Origin of the sequence: Stenotrophomonas sp. T8, from assembly GCF_051853085.1 — a bacterium.
GTDB lineage: Bacteria > Pseudomonadota > Gammaproteobacteria > Xanthomonadales > Xanthomonadaceae > Stenotrophomonas > Stenotrophomonas sepilia.
Genome location: NZ_CP195329.1, coordinates 2,394,070 through 2,411,854, shown reverse-complemented (window position 1 = coordinate 2,411,854; position 17,785 = coordinate 2,394,070). Strand labels below are relative to the sequence as shown.

The following is a 17,785-nucleotide window of genomic DNA, read 5'->3' as shown; positions in this document are numbered from 1 at the left end:
TCGCCCGGTAGGTGCCGACCTTCCTTGGTCGGCACGCTTCTCCGCATAAAAGGACGGAGGCCGAAGCCTCCGTCTAAACATCACGAACCCCTCGTCCGCGATCAACGCTGTCCGGTACGGAAATCCACCGGGACCCGCACCACACTGGCCACTGCACGGCCTTCATGCATCGCCGGCTGGAACTTCCAGTTCTGCACGGTGCTCAGCACCGCACGATCCAGGTCACGGCTGCGCTCGCCGCTGCGCGAAACAATCGCAGCATTGGTCACTTGGCCGCGGGCATCGACATTCAGGCTGGCGATCACGCTGCCCTGCACGCCATTGCGCAGCGCGGCAGCGGGGTAGGTCGGCTTGCTGTTGCCCGCCAGCGGGCGCGCCTCGCGATTGCGTACGGCAGGGGTCGCCTTGCGCTGGTTGCCGGCCGCTGCGGCCTGGCGTGCCGCAGGCTGCTGTACGTCGGCGACCGGCGCCTGCTCGGGCGCGGGCAGCATGCGCTCGCCGACCGGTGCCGGCGCCACGTCTTCCTGGTTCGAGTGACGCAGCCAGAGCAGTGCGGCGGCAAACATCGCCACGATCAGCGCGATCCACATCCAGGGCGACGTGGGCTTGTGCTGTTCGCTGGCGTCCTGCTGTTGCTGCGGCGAATGAAGGTCTTCGTGGGTGGTGGCGGTCATCGCAAACTCCTTCCGTCAATGGACGACGGGGAGAGTGTTGCGCGGGCCAGTGGCGTAAAGTGTCAGCGTTGCGTCAACGCAACCGGCAGGGTTCAGTTTGCCTGCCGGGAAACGTTCAGTTACTGGGTCTTGAAGTCGAACGGCACTTCAATGCTGCCCGGTACGGCCTGGCCGTTACTCTGTGCCGGGGTGAAGCGCCAGCGGCGCACCGCATCGGTCGCGGCACGGTCGAGCTCGCGTGAGCCGCTGCGCTGGATCACCGTGGCATTGTTCGGATAGCCGGTGGCATCCACGTCCACGCGTACGACCACCGTACCGGTTTCACCGGCGCGCAGGGCGGCGGCGGGATAGGACGGCGGTGGCGACTGGCCGGCAATCGGCATCGGCTGGCTGTTGCCCGTGGCAGCCGGCGCGGGAGCCGGTGCGGCCGGGGCCGCTTCGGCGACGGGCGCCGGCGGTGGCGGCGGGGTTTCGACCAGCTTCGGGGCTTCCTCTTCGACCGGGGCCGGCTTGGCATCGGGCATGTCGCTGGAACCGGCGGCCGCCGCCAGCGGTTCGGGCAGCGGTTCCACCTGCGCCGTCTCCTGCGGGGTCTGTGCGGCCGGGTCGGCGCGGAAGAATTCCTTGTCGCGACCGGTGAACCAGACCAGCACGAACAGCAGCACGCCCACGCCGAAGGCGATGCCCGCGATCTTCAGGGCGTTGCGCGGGATATGCACGGTAAACGACTTGGCGGACGACGAGCGGGGTGCAGACATGGACCGGACCAGTACGGAATGCCCCGATTCTGCCACGGCGGGAATGAACCGGGCGGCAGAAATCCGTATAACAAGCGATAATCCCATCCCTGATACCCACCACGACACCTGCCATGCTTGATCCAGCCCTGCTCCGCCACCAGCCCGCCGACCTCGCCGAACGCCTGCGCGCCAGCCGCGGCTTCGAGCTCGACGTGTCTGCCTTGGAGTCCCTGGAGGCTGATCGCAAGCGCATCCAGGTGCGGACCCAGGAGCTGCAGAGCCTGCGCAACAGCCGTTCCAAGGCCATCGGCCAGGCCAAGGCCAAGGGCGAGGACGTGTCGGCCATCATGGCTGAAGTTGCCGCCTTCGCCGACGAGCTGAAGGCCTCGGAAGTGGCGCTGGACGAGCTGCGCGAGAAGATCGAAGCGATCTCGATGGGGATCCCGAACCTGCCGGCCGATGACGTGCCAGCCGGTGCTGACGAGAACGACAACGTCGAGCAGGCGCGCTGGGGTACTCCGCGCCAGTTCGACTTCAAGGTGCTTGACCACGTCGAACTGGGCGCCCGCAATGGCTGGCTGGACGGCGAGACCGCGGCCAAACTGTCCGGTTCGCGCTTCACCGTCCTGCGCGGCCCGATCGCGCGCCTGCACCGCGCCCTGGCCCAGTTCATGGTCGACCTGCACACCGGCGAGCACGGTTACGAGGAAACCAACGTACCGCTGCTGGTCAATGCTGACTCGCTGCGCGGCACCAGCCAGCTGCCGAAGTTCGAGGACGACCTGTTCAAGACCGCCGTGGGCGACTCCACGCGTTATCTGATCCCGACCTCGGAAGTGCCGCTGACCAACATCGTGCGCGACGAGATCGTCGACGCCGAGCGTCTGCCGCTGCGCATGACCGCTCACTCGATGTGCTTCCGTGCCGAAGCCGGCAGCGGCGGCCGCGACGTGCGCGGCATGATCCGCCAGCACCAGTTCGAGAAGGTCGAGCTGGTCTCGATCAGCCGCCCGGAAGACAGCGACGCCGAGCACCAGCGCATGACCCGCTGCGCCGAAGTGGTGCTGGAGAAACTGGGCCTGCCGTATCGCAAGGTGCTGCTGTGCACCGGCGACATGGGCTTCTCGGCGGTGAAGACCTACGATCTGGAAGTCTGGCTGCCGTCGCAGGAGACCTACCGCGAGATCTCCTCGTGCTCGAACTGTGGTGATTTCCAGGCCCGCCGCATGCAGGCGCGCTGGCGCAACCCGGCCACCGGCAAGCCGGAGCTGGTGCATACCCTGAACGGCTCGGGCGTGGCGGTTGGCCGTGCGATGATCGCGGTGATGGAGAACTACCAGAACGCCGACGGCAGCATCACCGTGCCAGAGGCCCTGCGCCCGTACATGGGCGGCCTGGAAACCATCGCCTGACAGCCGGCGCTTTGCGCCGCCGCCCGAGCGTAGGCTCGGGCGCTACAGATCCATGTAGAGCCGAGCCTATGCTCGGCTCTCCTTTATGACCCGCAGCTTCTCCAGCGGCACCCATCCCGGTTCGCCGTTCTCCGGCACGCACCACGCCCAGCCATTGAGGATGCGCAGCCCGCGCAAGATCTGCCCGGGATCCACATCCAGCTCCCGCGCGCAGTAATCCTCCGTGGCATAGGCGTCATCCTGCGCATCGCGACCGATCACCGGCGCCGGCACGAAACCGGGCTGCTGCCCTTCGGCTTGGCACAGGAACCAGTCTTCCCAGCCCTCCGGGCCTTCATAACGTTCGCCCACCACCAGCGCCTGGCCACGGCGCAGGGTGATCGGGTGCGGAAATTCGCTGCGGTGCGCAGCCGTCACGATGTAGTTCATGGCCCCAGCCTAGCGCGTCGCAAAAGAAAACGGCCCCGCATAGCGGGGCCGCCAGGGTGGGCCGGGATGGGGGAGGGGATCCCGGCCCGCGTTCAGCGCCCAGACGAGGAGAGAGGAGCGCCGAACGTTGGAACGCGTTACGCAGCGACGGCTTCGGCCGCTTCGTGCGACGGCAGTGCCGCCAGTGCACCGGCAATGGCGTCTTCACGGTGCTGCGGCGAATAGGCGATGCCCTCGGCGCGCACGAATTCGACCTCGTTGATGCCCATGAAGGCGAACACCTGGCGCAGGAACGGCTCCTGGAAGTCGGCCGGCGAGTCGGTGTAGATGCCGCCACGGCTGCTGGCGATGATCACCCGCTTGCCACCGGCCAGGCCCACCGGGCCGTTCTCGGTGTACTTGAAGGTGCGGCCGGCCACGGCCACGCGGTCGATCCAGGCCTTCAGCGTGGACGGAATGCTGAAGTTGTACATCGGCGCGCCGATCACCACGATGTCGGCGTCCAGGAACTGCTGCATCACCTGTTCAGCATCGGTCGCCTCGGCCGCGTCGGTCCTGGCCAGCGAGCTGCTGCGCAGATGCGGTACCGGATTGGCGTCAAGATCGCGATAATCGACCTGCAGGTCATCGATCTGGCTGGCGAAGCGGGCGACCACGGCGGCCGACAGCTGGCGCGAGACGGAGTTGTCGCCAAGCACGCTGGCGTCGAGATGCAGAAGCTTCATGGCAGTCACCTGTGTTCTGGGAGGAAGGGGCGGGGTGGCCCCGCCGACGGAGAGAACGATAGGTTGTTGCAAAGGCGGAATAAAGGTGATTGAATGCCACGTATTGTTCTAGATATGGAACTCGGGTATGCATGACCTGAATGACCTGTACTACTTCGCGATGGTGGTCGACCACGGCGGATTCGCCGCCGCCGAGCGCGCACTGGGTATTCCCAAGTCGCGCCTGAGCCGCCGCATCAGCCAGCTGGAAACCGACCTGGGCGTACGCCTGCTGCAGCGCTCCACGCGCCGTTTCGCGGTCACCGATGTCGGCACCAGCGTGCATCGCCATGCGCAGACGATGCTGGCCGAGGCCCAGGCCGCCCGCGAAGTGGTGGACCGCCTCAGCGCGGAGCCGCGCGGCGTGGTGCGCGCCAGCGTGCCGGTGTCACTGGCGCAGATGCAGCTTCCCAAGCTGCTGCCCAAGTTCCTTGAGCAGTACCCGAAGGTGCGGCTGCAGCTGAACATCAGCAACCGCCGCGTGGATATCATCAATGAAGGCTACGACGTTGCCCTGCGCGTGCGTTCGCGCCTGGACGACGACGGCAGCCTGGTGATGCGCAGCTTCGGCCAGGTGCAGGAACTGCTGGTGGCCAGCCCCAAATACCTGGACCGCGCCGGACGCCCCAAGGACCCGGAAGAGCTCACCCAGCACGTCACCCTCAGCATCAGCGAAGACGAAGCACGCCAGCGCTGGGAACTGCATGGCCCGGAAGGCGAAGTGCGCCGGGTCGACCTGCAGCCGCGCGTGGCTGGTTTCGACTTCCCGTTGCTGCAGAGCATGGTGAAGGACGGTTTCGGCATCACCATGCTGCCGGAGACCGTGTGCGCCGATGCCGTGCGCAATGGCGAGCTGGAAGTAGTGCTGCCGGACTGGTCGTTGCCGCAGGGCGTGTGCCACGCCGTGTTCGCCTCGCGCCGCGGGCTGTTGCCGGCGGTGCGCGTGTTCATTGACTTCCTGGCCGAACATCTGCCGCCGCAGCTGGAGGCCTCGCGCCTGGATTGCGGTGGCGCCTGTGAGAAGGCCAAGGAGCGAATCAAGGCCAGTGCACTGGGGGCGCTGGCGGTGGATGCCGGCTGAGAGCGCTGAACGGTAGCGCCGGGCCATGCCCGGCGTTGCTGTTTTCCGACGATCAGTTCCGGCCGAACAGCCGGTCCCAGAAGCTGCGGCGTCGCGCTGCGGCCGGTGGCGGTTCGGCCGCAACGACGGGCGCTTCCAGCACCGCCATCAGTTCCGCGCTGCGCGGCTTCTTCAGGAAGCGCGCATAGTCCAGATAGCCGGTCACCTTGCTCATGTGAAGGCGTTCGGGCATTGCCGGCAATGCGCCGCCCTGCAACAACACCCGCAATGCCTGCGGGCGGTCCAGGCGGATCGCCTCGTACAGGGCGGTGCCGCCGCAGCCCGGTTCGATCTGGTTGGCGCGCTGCGGCGCATCCTTCAGCAGGTCCTGCAATGCCTCCGCGTCGTCTCCTTCTACCGCAGCCACCAGCCGCGCCAGCGCCTCGGCTTCCGCAGGGGGCAGGTTGTCGCGATAGGCCTGGTCGGCAATCTCGCGCTCGTCGCGCCCATCGCCGCCCTGGATGCACAGGAAATCGGTGACCAGGGCGACCGGAATGCCGGACGTATCCAGCCCCCAGTAGCTGGGATAGACACCGTCGCCCCAGCCGCTGGTGAAGACCACCAGGCCGTGCGGCGAGTTCTCCCCCCCAGGGGCGGTATTCGACGCCTTCGTCCAGGCCATCGTGGTCGATCAGTGCATCCGACCATTCACTCTCTTCCTCGCCATCGGCCTGTTCGATCAGGGCCAGCAGCGCCTGCTGGGTGTCGGTGTCCATGAAACAACCGATGCCAGCGTCGACCGGATAGCCGATGAAGCTGTCCTCATCCAGGCCGGTCAGGTCCTGCGTGGTCCAGCGCGCCATCTGCCAGTGCAGGGCGGTCGCGGTGAGAGCTTCGCGTGGCTTGAACCAGACCACGGCCAACGCCGGGCGGCCGCTGTGCACGATGATCTCGACCGGATGCCGCCCCAGCGGGGCGGTGTAGTCGGCCAGCGCTGGCGCCTCCGCTTGCACCAGTGGATCGCAGACCACCAGCTCCCCGCTGCTGACCGGCAGATGGCCGGCGAAGGTGCGGTGCAGGGCCACAGCGGCCAGCTGTGTATCGTCCAGCAGGCAGGTGCGCAGGTTGGCCAGATCGAGATGCGCCATGGCGGCTCCGAGTGCGGTGAAGGCTCCCACCGTGCCGGATGCAAAGGGCAGGGGCAAGGTGGACTTGGGCAAATGCCCTTCACGTGCGAGAATACGTCGCTGCCCGGGCGACCGGGACCCGATTGGAGAGATGGCCGAGCGGTTTAAGGCACCGGTCTTGAAAACCGGCGAAGGGTTAAACCTTCCGTGGGTTCGAATCCCACTCTCTCCGCCAGTCTTTGCAAAAAGCTCCTGGAAATAGGGGCTTTTTCGCTTCTACAGCCTTAGCTGCCCGCCCGCTTACCCTTCCACCTGCAAAGGTCGATTCTGCGCGATCTGCTGCCGAACCCAGCCTTGCACCCCGGATTCTATCCAGAGGAAGTTGTCGCCTCGGCCAACAACAGGCGCAGCGCAATCTTCTCCCTGCAGCGACGGAGGCTGCGCCGAACCTTCTGCTCTACGAATTGACCGTCTGACGAAACAGGGCACCGCCCGGGCGTCGGCAAGCATCCGGGCAGTGCCCCAAAACAGGTGATCTCAGCACCTGACATGGCCGTCGCCCCTCGCCAGAGCGTCGGGATTGTCGTCAGGGTCTACGGTAATGGGGAACAGCAAGTGTCTACTCTGCGTTGGGTTGCTCAGCTGCTGCGCCTGTACGTACCAACGAATACTGATCTGAATGTGGATTCAGGGAGACTGCACAGCGCTGAGGGAACCTCTACCAGTAGCACACCGCTGCGGTATGCATCCTTCCATCGACGTGTTCACAGTTCGGGCATCACTTATCAGACACGCCACTTGCGCTGTGTGTGTGCCTTCGAATGGTGAGCTATATGGCTCGGTCACCGACGTTGTACATCTTCCATCATCGATGGAGAGCGTTGCCTTCATGTCTCCCGCGACTACACTCTTAAAAGCAACAGCGCCAGTGGATGTAAAATTTTTGCTACAGGATAGTACCCTTCGGGGGCGACAGCGTACAGATAGTCCGAGCTCCTGGCGGAGATTGGAGCATTGCTCGAAGAGGGGACATCAGCTTTGCTGTTTGTGCAGGACCAACTCCACACTGCCTCTCCGGAGATTGTGGTTGCCCCTCTTGAGGGGACAGAGTCTTTTGCTTCACACAGGGCCTGGTGATAGATCTTGGTTGCTTGACTTTGGTCGTCAAACCGATAGACAAGCCCGCCCTTTCCATCTCTGAACAGACGTTGCTCAACCATCACCGTACCGCCTTGGAAATCGGACGTCGGGATGGTTCGAACGATCCACTTCTTTCCATCGGAAGATTCAAGCTGGCGTTCATGAATCGCCGAGCTTTCACTGGCAATCGGATTGGCGGCCGCTAGTCCTGGCGCGACCGCAACGAGAATGGCGAGGGCGATCAAGGCCTTTCCAATCGGCTTCGATGATTTCTTTACAGTGTCCATACTTTTCCCTTGTTCGATTTGGCGCATCAGTCGAGCTGTTTTCGCAGCTGGCCAGTGACCTCCTGGACTCAAATGCCGAGAGACTTGGAGACACTGCCTACACCGATGCAGGGCTCGCTTGTGCGAGGTTGCTCGCATTTTGTGAAATTGGTTGGCATTTTAACTTTCCCGCGCTGATCGTAATCTTCGCTGGGTCGTGCCTATATTCTTGGCCCTAGTTTCATGGTGATACTGGGAGACAGCCGGCTGGGTGCGGTCACTCTCATCGCCATGCGCGAATGCCCAGGGAGAGGCATTTGTGTTTCTGACAGACTACGACCCCTGGATACTTGAACTGCTGGCTCGCTGGTGAGGTCACGTGTTCATCCCCGACGCCCACCCTTCGGCTTGTTATGGCACAACGGGTAACTCGAGCACGACCGGAACGCCCCGTGCGGCCCATTGCGGTCCACGAACACGCCCACCTTGCACACCGGGCAGCGCTCTTCGTGGATGGCCGCGCCTGAAATCGCGGTCACTTCCACTGCGCCTTCCTTCACCAGCTCATCCAGGAACGGCGAGTGCCTGCCCTGCAGGGTGAACATCGCAACCGATCTTCGCGCCCGCGTCAGCGCGACATAGAACAGGCGCCGTTCTTCGCTCAGCGGATAGGTATCGCCGTCCGGCATTGCCAGCGAAAGCACCGGGTCATCCGCGCGCAGGCTCGGGAAGCTGCGGTTGATCACGCCCGGCAGGATCACGTAGTCCGCCTCGCGCCCCTTCGATCGATGGGCGGTCAGGAACTCGACCTCCATCGTGCTGCCAAAGGCCGTCTTCCAATCCAAAGGCATCGCGCTGCGGTCCGCGCGATACCGCCCCAGAATGAATACAGTCACGCGCCCGTTGCGGCCCTGCGGCACTGCACCTGACAGCAGTTGCTGGTGCAGCGTCGCAAGGTATTGGCGAACACCATCCTGTACCTCTTCACGCCGGTTCATCTGGAACGCCTGCAGCACCGGACCCATTGCCGGCGCAGCAGAGCGGACCTTCTTGGCGATCTGCGCGGGGTTGCGGCTGATGAAGCGGCTGGAAACATCACACAGCGCCTGCGGGCAGCGGAACGTCTGCTCCAGTTTCAGCACCTGGCCATGCCCCATCCATTCGCGGAATCCGGTCATCACCGAAACGTCGGCGCCAGCGAAGCGATTGATCGATTGCCAGTCATCGCCCACCGCAAACAGATGGCGGCCCGGTTGGCTGACCAGGGCACGGCAGAGGCGCGCACGGGCGCGCGACGCGTCCTGGAATTCGTCGGCCATCACCAGTTCGTAGGGCGACTCATAGTGGCCCTGTTCCAGCAGCCCGGCGGCCATGTTGAGCATGTCTTCGAAGTCGATGCTGCGCTCGTCAGCCAGTGCGTTGTCCCAGGCCTGGAAAACCGGCCCGGCGATCTCCAGGAAGCGCCGGTAGCGTTCCTTGAACTGATCCTCAGGCATCTGCCGCAGGCGTGCCGCCATGTCATCCAGCGTCAGGCAGTTGCTCTTGGCATGCGCAATGAAGGTGCGCATCAGGCCGATCAGGTCTGCGTCCGGCATCGGCTTGGCGCCCTGGTCGGGCAGCTCGCGGTCCGGGTTCGGGTCGAGTTCGACACCAGACGCACCCAGCCGCCCGGCAAGATGCTGCAGGGCCTGTCCGCTGCGCAGGCCAAACGACGTCGTCTCGACCAGGGCGGTGCCGCGCGCCACATGCTGCTGGCGCTTCCAGTGCATCCCTTCGCTGTAGTTGGCAAAGTGCTTCGGCGACTGGCCATCGGCATCCAGCGCAAAGTGCTCGTGATACAGCCGGGCGTCCGGGTAGTAGAAGTCCGGGCGATACTGGCGATGGGTGTCCGTCGCGGTATCGAATTCGTAGCGCCGCTCGTAGTCGTACGCCACGCCGTTGTAGAACAGCCAGTCGGCGATGACGCACTCTTCCAGGCTCTTCACCCGCTCACCCTGCAGGGTACGCATGTAGGGCGTGCCATCGCGGTCGTAACCATCGGCCATCATGTCGGCGCCGAACGGCGGAAGATCGCGCCCGAACACCAGGCGGAACATGTCCCACTGGGTGCGGAAGTGGGTCGAGCGGTCCTTCAGGTCGTCCACCAGTTCGGCCAGCTTGTTGAAGCCCAGCGTCGCGTCGACCGCCCATTCCGGGATATCCGGCTTGCGCCCTGTGGCTTTGGCGATGATGGACAGGCCCAGGGCGTGGAAGGTCCGCGCCTCCACCACGGTGTCGCCCATGCCGAGCCGGTCGAAGCATCGCTGCGCGCGCTCTTCCAGCTCCTTGGCGGCGTCCTTGTTGAAGGCGAGCATCACGATCCGTTCGGGCTCCATGAAGCCGCGATCGATGGCATAGGCGGCCTTGGCAACCATCGTGGAGGTCTTGCCAGAGCCGGCCGCGGCCACGACCTGCACGCGGTTGTCGAAGCAGATGACGGCGCGGGCCTGCTCCTCGGTCAGCGGCCTGCTCTCGACCCGGTCCAGGAAGGGCTTGGCCAGACCCAGTTCGCGGGTCGCCATTGCCTCATTGGCGTCCGCCCACAGGGCGGGCCAATCCAGCTGCCAGTCATGCAGTGCGTCCAGTGCCATGCGGTGGCGGTCCGAGTGCAGGTCGTCATGCACCTCCTCGTCGAGGAACAGCTGCTCCAGCTCGGCGGGCGGCAGGGGCAGGGACGGGCGGTCGGCCAGCAACGCCTGCTGCTGTTCGTACGTGATCCAGCGGCGGCCGGTGGTGCCTCGGTCGGTAAGCGCATCTGCCTCGGCCAGCCACGCCTGGATCTGCGCCAGAACGTGCTCAAACTGTGCCTTGCGCCCCCGCCTGGAGCGCGCGAAAAGCATGTGCTGCACGGCAGCGGCAAGCCGGGAGCCCTGGCTGTTCGGCAGCCCATCCACAGACAGTGCTTCGCCGCGCTCGGTCGTCAGTTCGACCCTGGACCAGAGTACGCCGCGAACGACCCGCACGCTGTGTTCGTTCGCTACATGCTGGCGGTACTGCCTGCCGTCGATCAAAAGCGCGACCTGTTCGCCATCCAGCCGCAACTGCCAGTCCGGCGAGCGGGTCACACGCTGGCCCCAGCCCGAGGGGCGCCATTCCATAGACATCCAGATACTGCCTTGCGTACGTGACCGGGCGTAAAGCGACCTTGCCGCCACATGATAAGGCGGCTTGGCGTGGCACGTTGCGTTTTTCCGGTCAGTCGCGCGCGTGAGCCAGCGATGGCATTGCACCCTCGCCGGCGCGACAGGCGTCAGGCGTTCACATCCACGACGATGCGGCCGCGCACCTTGCCGGGGATGATCTGCTCATAGACATCCAGCACCTCGGCGAGGCCGATCTGCTGCACGGTACTTTCCAGCTTCTGCGGGTCCAGGTCAGTTGCAAGCCGATCCCAGGCGCGCTGGCGAACCTCTTGTGGGGCATTCACCGAATCCACGCCGGCCAGGGTCACGTTGCGCAGGATGAAGGGCAATACCGAGCCGTGCAGAGCGTCGCTCTGGGCCAGGCCGCACGCGGCCACGGCGCCGCGGTACTTGGTCTCGGCGATGGCGTTGACAAGGGTGGGGCCGCCGGCCACATCGACCACGCCTGCCCAGCGCTCGGCACTCACCGGCCGCTCGCGCGGCTCCGAAAGCTGCGCACGATCGATGATCTCGGCCGCACCCAGGTTGTGCAGATACTCAGCATGCTCCGGACGTCCGGTGGCGGCTACCACGCGGTAACCCAGCTTCGAGAGGATTGCCACCGCGATCGAGCCGACGCCACCGTTGGCGCCGGTTACCAGCACATCGCCCTTGTCGGGCGTCACGCCGGCATGTTCCAGGGCGAGCACGCACAGCATCGCGGTATAGCCAGCGGTGCCGATGGCCATGGCATCGCGGGTGCTCAGGTTGCCGGGAATCCGGTTGAGCCATTCACCGCGTACGCGGGCGCGCTGGGCCAGGCCGCCGTGGTGGCCCATGCTCAGGTCCCAGCCATTGAGTACGACGCGGTCGCCTGGCTTGAAGTCGGTCCTGCTGGATTCCAGTACCACGCCTGCCAGATCGATGCCGGGAATGAGCGGGAATGTCCGGATGATCGGACTCTTGCCGGTGAGCGCAAGCGCATCCTTGTAGTTGAGCGTGGAGTACTCGACCTGCACCAGGACGTCGCCGTCCATCAGATTCGCCTCATCGAAATCGACCAACTCGGTCGAGAGCTGGTTGTTCGTCTTGCGTGTCAGCAGGGCTTTGAACGTCATGGATGGCCTCACATTCATGGAATGGGGCCATGCTAGGCTCGTGCCACTATTGCAACAAGAACGATGATTTTCCGTAGGTACTATGGTTTTCCGGAGTATGCATGCGTAGCAGGCGTTGGGATGGCAAGAGCGGGTGTGCGGTGGAAGTCACGCTGTCCGTGATTGGTGGCGTGTGGAAGCCGATCATTCTGTTTCACCTGATGACCCGCAAGCGACGTTTCATGGAATTGACCCGGCGGGTGCCCAACGCCACCCAGTCCATGCTCACCAGCCAGCTCCGTGAACTGGAAGCCGATGGCGTGGTGATCCGCCACGTGTATCCGGAAGTGCCGCCAAAGGTGGAATACGAGCTGTCCGAGTTCGGTCGCACGCTGGTGCCGGTGCTGCTGGCCATGCGCGAGTGGGGCGAGACCTACCGCGGCTATCAGAGCACCCAAGGCGATAGCTGAAGGCTGAGGGGCGTTGCGCCTGCCGCATGTGGGTTTCGCGAATGCCTACAGCCATCGGCGGGTCTTTGGCACCGCGACCGCGCATGTCGTATACGGCTGGATAGGGCGTCCGGAAAGTACGCGTCGATGGTAGTCGCCTGCTGGCGAAGAACGCCAGTCAATGGACAACTCGACATCCACTGACGCAACCAACGTAGCGACGTGATCGATCAGGATTTCCCTGCTTTCCACCGCCGGTTCAGGGCGGTAACCATGTCCGCGCCAAGGCATTCGCCGTGGCCGGGATTGGCGTCCCGAACTTACGTAGTACAAGGCGTCGTAGTTGCAACGTATGTTGCGATCACGACAATGCAGCTTCTGTCAGTTCATGGCGGATGGTGCGTGGGGGTCTTAGGGCCCGTCGGCTTTCGTACTACGTATCCGGCACGCCAACCCGCACCGTCCGCCACCTTGCATCTGCAGGTGGCCACAACGTGAGGTTGCCGTCATGCCCGAACGTCTTCCCGACCATCCCCGCCTGCACGCGCTGCTGGGTGCCGCTGTACTTGATCTTCCCGCTGCCTTGGCCGAAACGCTGGAGGACGCGCTCCGCGAATCCGCCGAGTTCGTCACCCCATCGGCATTCTTTGCACACCTGAAAGGCCACGGCAGGAACCTGCGCGCCGATGGCGAGGCCTGGAGTGAAATGTGCCTGAGCCCCGGCCGCGCCTTCGACATGGCCCTGGCCACCCGCAGCGTTTCGGGCATCACGGCTTTGACTGCGGTGCTGCACGCCGCGCATGTGGCGCGGGAGAGCGACGATCCCGCCTGCTGCCCCTCCGCAGCCGTGGTCGAAGGTCTGTTCAACGCCTGCCAGGCGTTGTCGCTGCAGGTGGAACGCTGCCTGGTGCCGTGAAGGGCTGCGACGCGGTTCCTGTTCCGTTGACGCCCGGTTCCCTATAGTGGCGCTGGAACCCCGCAATGGAATGCCCATGCACGTGATGTCCCCCGGCCGTTGCCTGACGCTTGCACTTGCCGTCGCGGTGAGCGCCAGCGCATGTGCACGGTCACCGTCCACCGAACACGAAAGGAATCCCGCCATGTCCGGCGCAACGCAGACCGGCCGCACGATCAACGGCCACACCTATACCGATGCGCCCGTGGACGTGAAGCTCGGGCCGAATACCTTCCGCATTCCGGCCAACTACCTGGACAGCCAGATCGCACCATGGCCAGGCGAGGGCGTGACGCTGGTCATCGAGTGGCCGGACATGAAGCCGACGGCGCCGGGTGCGCGGGCCAATCCGCGTACGAATGATTTCCGGAAGGAGATTCCCATCCGGATCAACTATGTTGATCGCGTTCCCGTTGAAACACTGCTTTCAAGGCTGTCGTCAAATGAAGCCATCACGGAGGAGGGCTCTGTGGAAAGGGAGGATCCCAGGGACCGTCTCGATCAACGCGTTGCGCAGCCGGAAACCTTGGGCCTGACGCCCCATGCAATCGATGAAGCGAAGATGGTGGTGTACGCGAAGAAGTATGAGGCGCGGTACGGGAAGCCGCCTGTGCGCAATCCCGCCTACGAAAGAGACTGGTACATCGCACGTCAGAGCGACGGCCGGATCAGCTCATTCATCAAATGTGACGGCGAGGAATTCCGAGGCGACGGCGTGCGGCTGGAGGGGCGCGAGGTGATCAGTGAGCCAGGGGAAGTGGCCGCGGGCTGCGTTCATTACTTCGTGGACATGGACAACAAGCTGTCCGTCAGCCTGGACTACAAGAGAGCGTTTCTGAAAGACTGGAAGCGCATGGAAGAGGCCGTCAGGGACGTCATCGCGCGCACCCGGTCCAAGTGATCGGTGATTCAAGGAAGAGAAGGGGCAGGGTATGAGTGGATTGACAGAACGCGATCTGAGCGTCCTTGGCAGCTATGCCAGAGACGGCAACCGCGAGCTTTACTGGAACTACCTGTCGCAACTGCCGGGAGCCGATGGATACGGGACACTGGCACTGGGTGTTGTACGCAATGACAGCCTGCCGGGACGCGTCGCGAACGCGTATGCACAAAGCTACGCAAAGACCCAGCAGGACGAGGGATCCCGGTTTTCAAATGCACAGTTGACGGAGCGGCAATGGGAGTCCTTTGGGCAGACCCTGCTCGAAAGAGATCTTGAGTTGCGGCAGCAGTGGATGAACGAGCGCCGTCCAGACCTGGCACTGAATCTCCCCGGCAAGGATGTAATGCTGGCTCACGACCGGGCATTTGAACGGCATGAACTTGATCCTAACTGCTGGACGCCGCGCGTGTTGCTGCAAGCGGCTGAGCAGAAGAGCGGCCCCGAGAAGCTGGAACAGATCTGGACCAACATGCTCAACAATGACTACGCCGGAGGCCCGCGCGTAGGCAACACCAGTGTCGATGCCGTCAGCCAGATGGGATGGGTGAAGGGCGGCCAGTACCTCACCCGGTTGAGCGTGCTGGAAGCCACCCAGGCGCTGGAGGGCCGCTCAGCAGTCGATCCGAACGTCATCGGTGGCAACAGCTACTACGCGATGTACTTCGAAGCGGACAGGAAGTGGGCCAGTGTCAGCGCGGGCGGCGGCCACATCTCGATGCGGGAGATCACCGACCCCGCGCGCATCGCCGAACTCAACGACACGCGCGAGGTCCGTCTGGAGCGCCAGGAAAAACGCACCCAGTTCCACCCGGACGACCCGTACCGGACCATCACCCGCAGCCCGCTGACCGCAGCCGTGGACGACGTGCCGGATCCCTCGCAGGCACCGACCCGCCTGGCCGACATTGGTCCGGGCCACCGCGACTACGCACTGATGCAGCAGGTGCGCGAAGGCGTGGCCGCGATCGATGCCAGCGCGGGACGTACCCACGATGAGAACAGCGAGCGCTTGGTGGCGAGCGTGATGGCATTGGCCCGTCGCAACCAGCTTGAACGGGCGGACCATGTCCTGCTGAGCGCGCAGACCGCCGAGCATCCGGCCGGCCGCAACGTGTTCGTGGTGCAGGGCGAGATGAGCGATCCCGCGCATCTGCGAGCCGTCATGCCTACCGATGTTGCGGTGCAGATGCCGGTTGAACAATCACTGCAGCAGATCGAAGCTGCCAGCCTTGAGCGCCAGCAGGCGGCCATGCAGCGCCAGCAGGATATCGATGTGCAGGCGCGCGAAAGTCACGCGATACGCATGGGGTGACCAGGCGAGCGCCGAGCCGGGCGTGGGCACGGCGCCACAGGAGCGGCTCGTCAGAAGCTGTAAGCCGCCTGCACATACACCCGCCGCGGCTCGCCCGGGAAATGCCCGTTGCGCTCGATGAAGCCGCTGGCCGCGTACACCTTGTCGAACAGGTTCTTGACGTTGGCCTGGAACTGCCACTGCTTCCACGTGGTCTTCCAGCTCATGTCGAATACCGTGTATGCCTTGACCGTCTGCCCATCCAGGCTGACACGCTCGCCCACATGGTCGGCGCCGAAGCCGATTGCCGAGTTGATCGAAGGCAGGTCGTAGCGCGTCCACAGGCCGAGCTTGTTGCGTGGCGCATTCGCGAAGCGGTCGCCGGAGGCATTGGTGATGCCGTTCGGTCCGGCGTCCTTCACCCGTGCGTCGTTGTAGGCGTAGGTCAGGTTCACCACCCAGCGCTCGGTCACGTCGGCCAGCAGGTCCAGTTCCATGCCCGTACTGCATACCAGGCCCAGCGCGGCCAGCTGGTTCACGCCGTCCCGTACTTCACCGGTGGCCTGCACGATGTTGCTGCGGTCGATGCGGTAGGCCGCCATGTTCAGGGTCACACGGTCGGCCAGCAGGGACTTCAGGCCGACTTCCCATTGCCTGCTGCGCTCCGCGTCGAACGGTCCGCCGGCCGCCGGGTTCTGGTTGGTGGCACTCTGCGGCACGAAGCCGCTGGCGATGTTGGCATACAGGTTCACGCCGTCCCGGACGGTAAAGGTACTGCCCAGGCGCCAGCTGAGATCGTTGCCATCCACGCTGCCGCCACCCATGCGGTCCTCATCCTTGAAGCCATCCCAGCGCAGTCCGGCCAGCACGTGCCAGCGCGTGCCCAGCGCCAGCTCATCCTGCAGATAGCCGCCGTAGCGCTTGCTGCGGGTTGCGGTGCTGCGCCAGGGCAGGGCGGCCAGGTTGTAGTCATGCCAGGTGCTCGCGCCATAGACCGGGTTGAACAGGTCGATGCCGCGCACCGGGCCGGCGCCGCGTGCCAGGTCGGCACTGTTGGCGGTCTGCGCCGTGAAGTCGGCGTCGAGCTGATACACGTCGGCGCCGAACAGCACCTTGTGTTCGATACGGCCGGTGTTGATCCGCCAGACGGCATTGCCGCTGGCGGTGAAGGCCTCGTTGTCGCGGATCTGGTTGCGCAGCTGGCGCGTCATCCATTCGGCTACGCCATCGCGGTCACGATCGATCAAGCCCATCGGTTCGTGGTACATCTGGTGCTCGTTGTTGCTGAACCAGCGTGCAGCAATGTCCACGTCCAGGGTATCGAGCGGTGCGAAGCGGTACTGCGCCAGTGCAACCCTGGCGCGCATGTCGAGGAAATCACTGGCCTCGTTGTGGTTCCATCGCCGGTCGGTCAGGAAGCTGCCGGCATCGTTCACCGGCACACCGCGCAGCCGGTTGCCGCCCAGGTTCTGGGTGATGTCGGTGAACTGCAGCACCAGTTCGCCGGTCTGGCCAACGTCGAAGGCCAGCGATGCATCGCCGATCACGCTTTCGCTGTCGGCGTTCCAGCGCACCCCCTGCTCGCTGTCGGCATACAGGCCGGCGCGATAGCGGATGCTGCCGCTGGCATTCAGCGGGCCGGTGCCTTCGATCGATCCGGCGCGGAAGTCCTTGTCGCCTGCCTGCAGCTCGATGCGGCGTTCGGCGCGCGCCTTGGGCTTGCGCGTCACGTAGTTGATGATGCCGCCCGCATCACCACCGCCGTACAGCGCACCGGCCGGGCCCTTCAGCACTTCCACGCGTTCGATGTTGAACAGCTGCGGCACCGAGAAGCCTGCATACGGATCGCCGCGCAGACCGTCGTAGAGCACGTTCTCCTGGCGGAAACCGCGCAGCGTGACGCCGGCATAGCTGAAGAAGCTGATGCCGCTGATGCTGCGGTACAGATCGGTGACCTGGCGCGCCGCCTGGTCGTCGATCAGCTCGCGTGGCACGACCTGGATCGACTGCGGTACCCGCTCCAGCGGAGTATCGGTGCGGGTGCCGACGGCTGCATCGTTGGCGCGATACAGGGTCTGCGCGCGGCCGCGGACTTCCACTTTGTCCAGGTCCTTCGGGGCGTCAGTGGAGGTCTCGGAAGCCAGTGCAGGTGCAGCCAGAGAGAGGGGCAGCGCCAGGCAGAGGGCGTGCTTGAGCGGGGTTGGAAGGGGCATGAGGGACGAGGCCGGGCTGCAAATGAGAAAGATTAGCATTTGCAGTACTTCGAGGCCTATCCCC

The 17,785-nt window shown here is 64.6% G+C and carries 15 protein-coding genes, 1 tRNA gene and 1 pseudogene; 7 read left to right on the top strand and 10 right to left on the bottom strand.

Annotated elements, in window-relative coordinates:
* Window positions 1-101: 101 nt before the first annotated feature.
* Together ACSDHM_RS11355 and ACSDHM_RS11350 are read right to left on the bottom strand one after the other, a co-directional pair.
* Window positions 102-674, bottom strand: a complete 573-nt coding sequence (locus ACSDHM_RS11355) for an energy transducer TonB (protein WP_188240841.1) — start codon at window positions 672-674, stop codon at window positions 102-104.
* 119 nt (window positions 675-793) lie between these two features.
* Window positions 794-1,432, bottom strand: a complete 639-nt coding sequence (locus ACSDHM_RS11350) for an energy transducer TonB (RefSeq protein ID WP_072168113.1) — start codon at window positions 1,430-1,432, stop codon at window positions 794-796.
* A 113-nt stretch (window positions 1,433-1,545) separates the two neighbouring features.
* Here ACSDHM_RS11350 and serS point away from each other — a divergent pair, with 113 nt between their 5' ends.
* On the top strand, window positions 1,546-2,826 hold the full coding sequence (gene serS / locus ACSDHM_RS11345; RefSeq protein ID WP_088497905.1) for a serine--tRNA ligase: 1,281 nt from the start codon (window positions 1,546-1,548) through the stop codon (window positions 2,824-2,826).
* Window positions 2,827-2,892: 66 nt separating this feature from the next.
* Here serS and ACSDHM_RS11340 read toward each other — a convergent pair whose 3' ends face one another.
* Window positions 2,893-3,255 (bottom strand): ligand-binding protein SH3, encoded by a 363-nt coding sequence (locus ACSDHM_RS11340; protein WP_151354721.1) that lies wholly within the window; start codon window positions 3,253-3,255, stop codon window positions 2,893-2,895.
* Window positions 3,256-3,392: 137 nt separating this feature from the next.
* On the bottom strand, window positions 3,393-3,980 hold the full coding sequence (locus ACSDHM_RS11335; protein ID WP_072168109.1) for an FMN-dependent NADH-azoreductase: 588 nt from the start codon (window positions 3,978-3,980) through the stop codon (window positions 3,393-3,395).
* Window positions 3,981-4,107: 127 nt separating this feature from the next.
* Here ACSDHM_RS11335 and ACSDHM_RS11330 point away from each other — a divergent pair, with 127 nt between their 5' ends.
* Complete coding sequence (locus tag ACSDHM_RS11330) at window positions 4,108-5,100, top strand: LysR family transcriptional regulator (RefSeq protein WP_005410175.1); 993 nt, start codon at window positions 4,108-4,110, stop codon at window positions 5,098-5,100.
* Window positions 5,101-5,152: 52 nt separating this feature from the next.
* Here the strand turns inward: ACSDHM_RS11330 and ACSDHM_RS11325 are convergent, their stop codons facing one another.
* The gene (locus ACSDHM_RS11325; protein ID WP_353762223.1) at window positions 5,153-5,701 is read right to left on the bottom strand and encodes a DUF4241 domain-containing protein; all 549 of its coding nucleotides are present in this window, start codon (window positions 5,699-5,701) and stop codon (window positions 5,153-5,155) included.
* A 124-nt stretch (window positions 5,702-5,825) separates the two neighbouring features.
* A pseudogene (locus tag ACSDHM_RS11320) lies at window positions 5,826-6,227 on the bottom strand (DUF4241 domain-containing protein); the annotation flags it as partial.
* Between the two features lie 124 nt (window positions 6,228-6,351).
* Between ACSDHM_RS11320 and ACSDHM_RS11315 the strand changes: the two are divergent.
* Window positions 6,352-6,441: transfer RNA gene (locus ACSDHM_RS11315), tRNA-Ser, on the top strand.
* 667 nt (window positions 6,442-7,108) lie between these two features.
* Here ACSDHM_RS11315 and ACSDHM_RS11310 read toward each other — a convergent pair.
* The 3 genes from ACSDHM_RS11310 to acuI all read right to left on the bottom strand — a co-directional run bounded on the left by ACSDHM_RS11310 (window position 7,109) and on the right by acuI (window position 11,891).
* Window positions 7,109-7,660, bottom strand: coding sequence for a hypothetical protein (locus ACSDHM_RS11310; RefSeq protein WP_143592557.1), 552 nt, complete (start codon window positions 7,658-7,660; stop codon window positions 7,109-7,111).
* A 335-nt stretch (window positions 7,661-7,995) separates the two neighbouring features.
* Complete coding sequence (locus ACSDHM_RS11305; protein ID WP_439426278.1) at window positions 7,996-10,749, bottom strand: UvrD-helicase domain-containing protein; 2,754 nt, start codon at window positions 10,747-10,749, stop codon at window positions 7,996-7,998.
* Between the two features lie 152 nt (window positions 10,750-10,901).
* Window positions 10,902-11,891, bottom strand: coding sequence for an acrylyl-CoA reductase (NADPH) (gene acuI / locus ACSDHM_RS11300; RefSeq protein ID WP_439426277.1), 990 nt, complete (start codon window positions 11,889-11,891; stop codon window positions 10,902-10,904).
* A gap of 101 nt (window positions 11,892-11,992) precedes the next feature.
* Between acuI and ACSDHM_RS11295 the strand changes: the two genes are divergently transcribed.
* The 4 genes from ACSDHM_RS11295 (at window position 11,993) to ACSDHM_RS11280 (ending at window position 15,529) form a co-directional block, all read left to right on the top strand.
* Window positions 11,993-12,340 (top strand): winged helix-turn-helix transcriptional regulator, encoded by a 348-nt coding sequence (locus ACSDHM_RS11295; protein ID WP_072168105.1) that lies wholly within the window; start codon window positions 11,993-11,995, stop codon window positions 12,338-12,340.
* Between the two features lie 487 nt (window positions 12,341-12,827).
* Window positions 12,828-13,235, top strand: coding sequence for a hypothetical protein (locus tag ACSDHM_RS11290; protein ID WP_072168104.1), 408 nt, complete (start codon window positions 12,828-12,830; stop codon window positions 13,233-13,235).
* A 76-nt stretch (window positions 13,236-13,311) separates the two neighbouring features.
* Window positions 13,312-14,175 carry a Smlt3025 familytype IV secretion system inhibitor gene (locus ACSDHM_RS11285; protein WP_439426276.1) on the top strand — a complete coding sequence of 288 codons (864 nt, stop codon included), beginning with the start codon at window positions 13,312-13,314 and terminating at the stop codon, window positions 14,173-14,175.
* Window positions 14,176-14,206: 31 nt separating this feature from the next.
* On the top strand, window positions 14,207-15,529 hold the full coding sequence (locus tag ACSDHM_RS11280; RefSeq protein ID WP_088497910.1) for a Smlt3024 family type IV secretion system effector: 1,323 nt from the start codon (window positions 14,207-14,209) through the stop codon (window positions 15,527-15,529).
* A gap of 50 nt (window positions 15,530-15,579) precedes the next feature.
* On the opposite strand, the gene ACSDHM_RS11275 is transcribed toward ACSDHM_RS11280, so the two are convergent.
* On the bottom strand, window positions 15,580-17,721 hold the full coding sequence (locus ACSDHM_RS11275; protein WP_353080307.1) for a TonB-dependent siderophore receptor: 2,142 nt from the start codon (window positions 17,719-17,721) through the stop codon (window positions 15,580-15,582).
* Between the last annotated feature and the right edge of the window lie 64 nt (window positions 17,722-17,785).

What these genes read in the sequence shown, in the direction of transcription:
- ACSDHM_RS11280 (WP_088497910.1), top strand. Translation starts at nt 14,207, where the DNA reads ATGAGTGGATTGACAGAACGCGATCTGAGCGTCCTTGGCAGCTATGCC.
- serS (WP_088497905.1), top strand. Translation starts at nt 1,546, where the DNA reads ATGCTTGATCCAGCCCTGCTCCGCCACCAGCCCGCCGACCTCGCCGAA.
- ACSDHM_RS11305 (WP_439426278.1), bottom strand. Translation starts at nt 10,749, where the DNA reads ATGGAATGGCGCCCCTCGGGCTGGGGCCAGCGTGTGACCCGCTCGCCG.
- ACSDHM_RS11310 (WP_143592557.1), bottom strand. Translation starts at nt 7,660, where the DNA reads ATGCGCCAAATCGAACAAGGGAAAAGTATGGACACTGTAAAGAAATCA.
- ACSDHM_RS11350 (WP_072168113.1), bottom strand. Translation starts at nt 1,432, where the DNA reads ATGTCTGCACCCCGCTCGTCGTCCGCCAAGTCGTTTACCGTGCATATC.
- acuI (WP_439426277.1), bottom strand. Translation starts at nt 11,891, where the DNA reads ATGACGTTCAAAGCCCTGCTGACACGCAAGACGAACAACCAGCTCTCG.
- ACSDHM_RS11340 (WP_151354721.1), bottom strand. Translation starts at nt 3,255, where the DNA reads ATGAACTACATCGTGACGGCTGCGCACCGCAGCGAATTTCCGCACCCG.
- ACSDHM_RS11295 (WP_072168105.1), top strand. Translation starts at nt 11,993, where the DNA reads ATGCGTAGCAGGCGTTGGGATGGCAAGAGCGGGTGTGCGGTGGAAGTC.
- ACSDHM_RS11285 (WP_439426276.1), top strand. Translation starts at nt 13,312, where the DNA reads ATGCACGTGATGTCCCCCGGCCGTTGCCTGACGCTTGCACTTGCCGTC.
- ACSDHM_RS11275 (WP_353080307.1), bottom strand. Translation starts at nt 17,721, where the DNA reads ATGCCCCTTCCAACCCCGCTCAAGCACGCCCTCTGCCTGGCGCTGCCC.
- ACSDHM_RS11355 (WP_188240841.1), bottom strand. Translation starts at nt 674, where the DNA reads ATGACCGCCACCACCCACGAAGACCTTCATTCGCCGCAGCAACAGCAG.
- ACSDHM_RS11290 (WP_072168104.1), top strand. Translation starts at nt 12,828, where the DNA reads ATGCCCGAACGTCTTCCCGACCATCCCCGCCTGCACGCGCTGCTGGGT.
- ACSDHM_RS11330 (WP_005410175.1), top strand. Translation starts at nt 4,108, where the DNA reads ATGCATGACCTGAATGACCTGTACTACTTCGCGATGGTGGTCGACCAC.
- ACSDHM_RS11335 (WP_072168109.1), bottom strand. Translation starts at nt 3,980, where the DNA reads ATGAAGCTTCTGCATCTCGACGCCAGCGTGCTTGGCGACAACTCCGTC.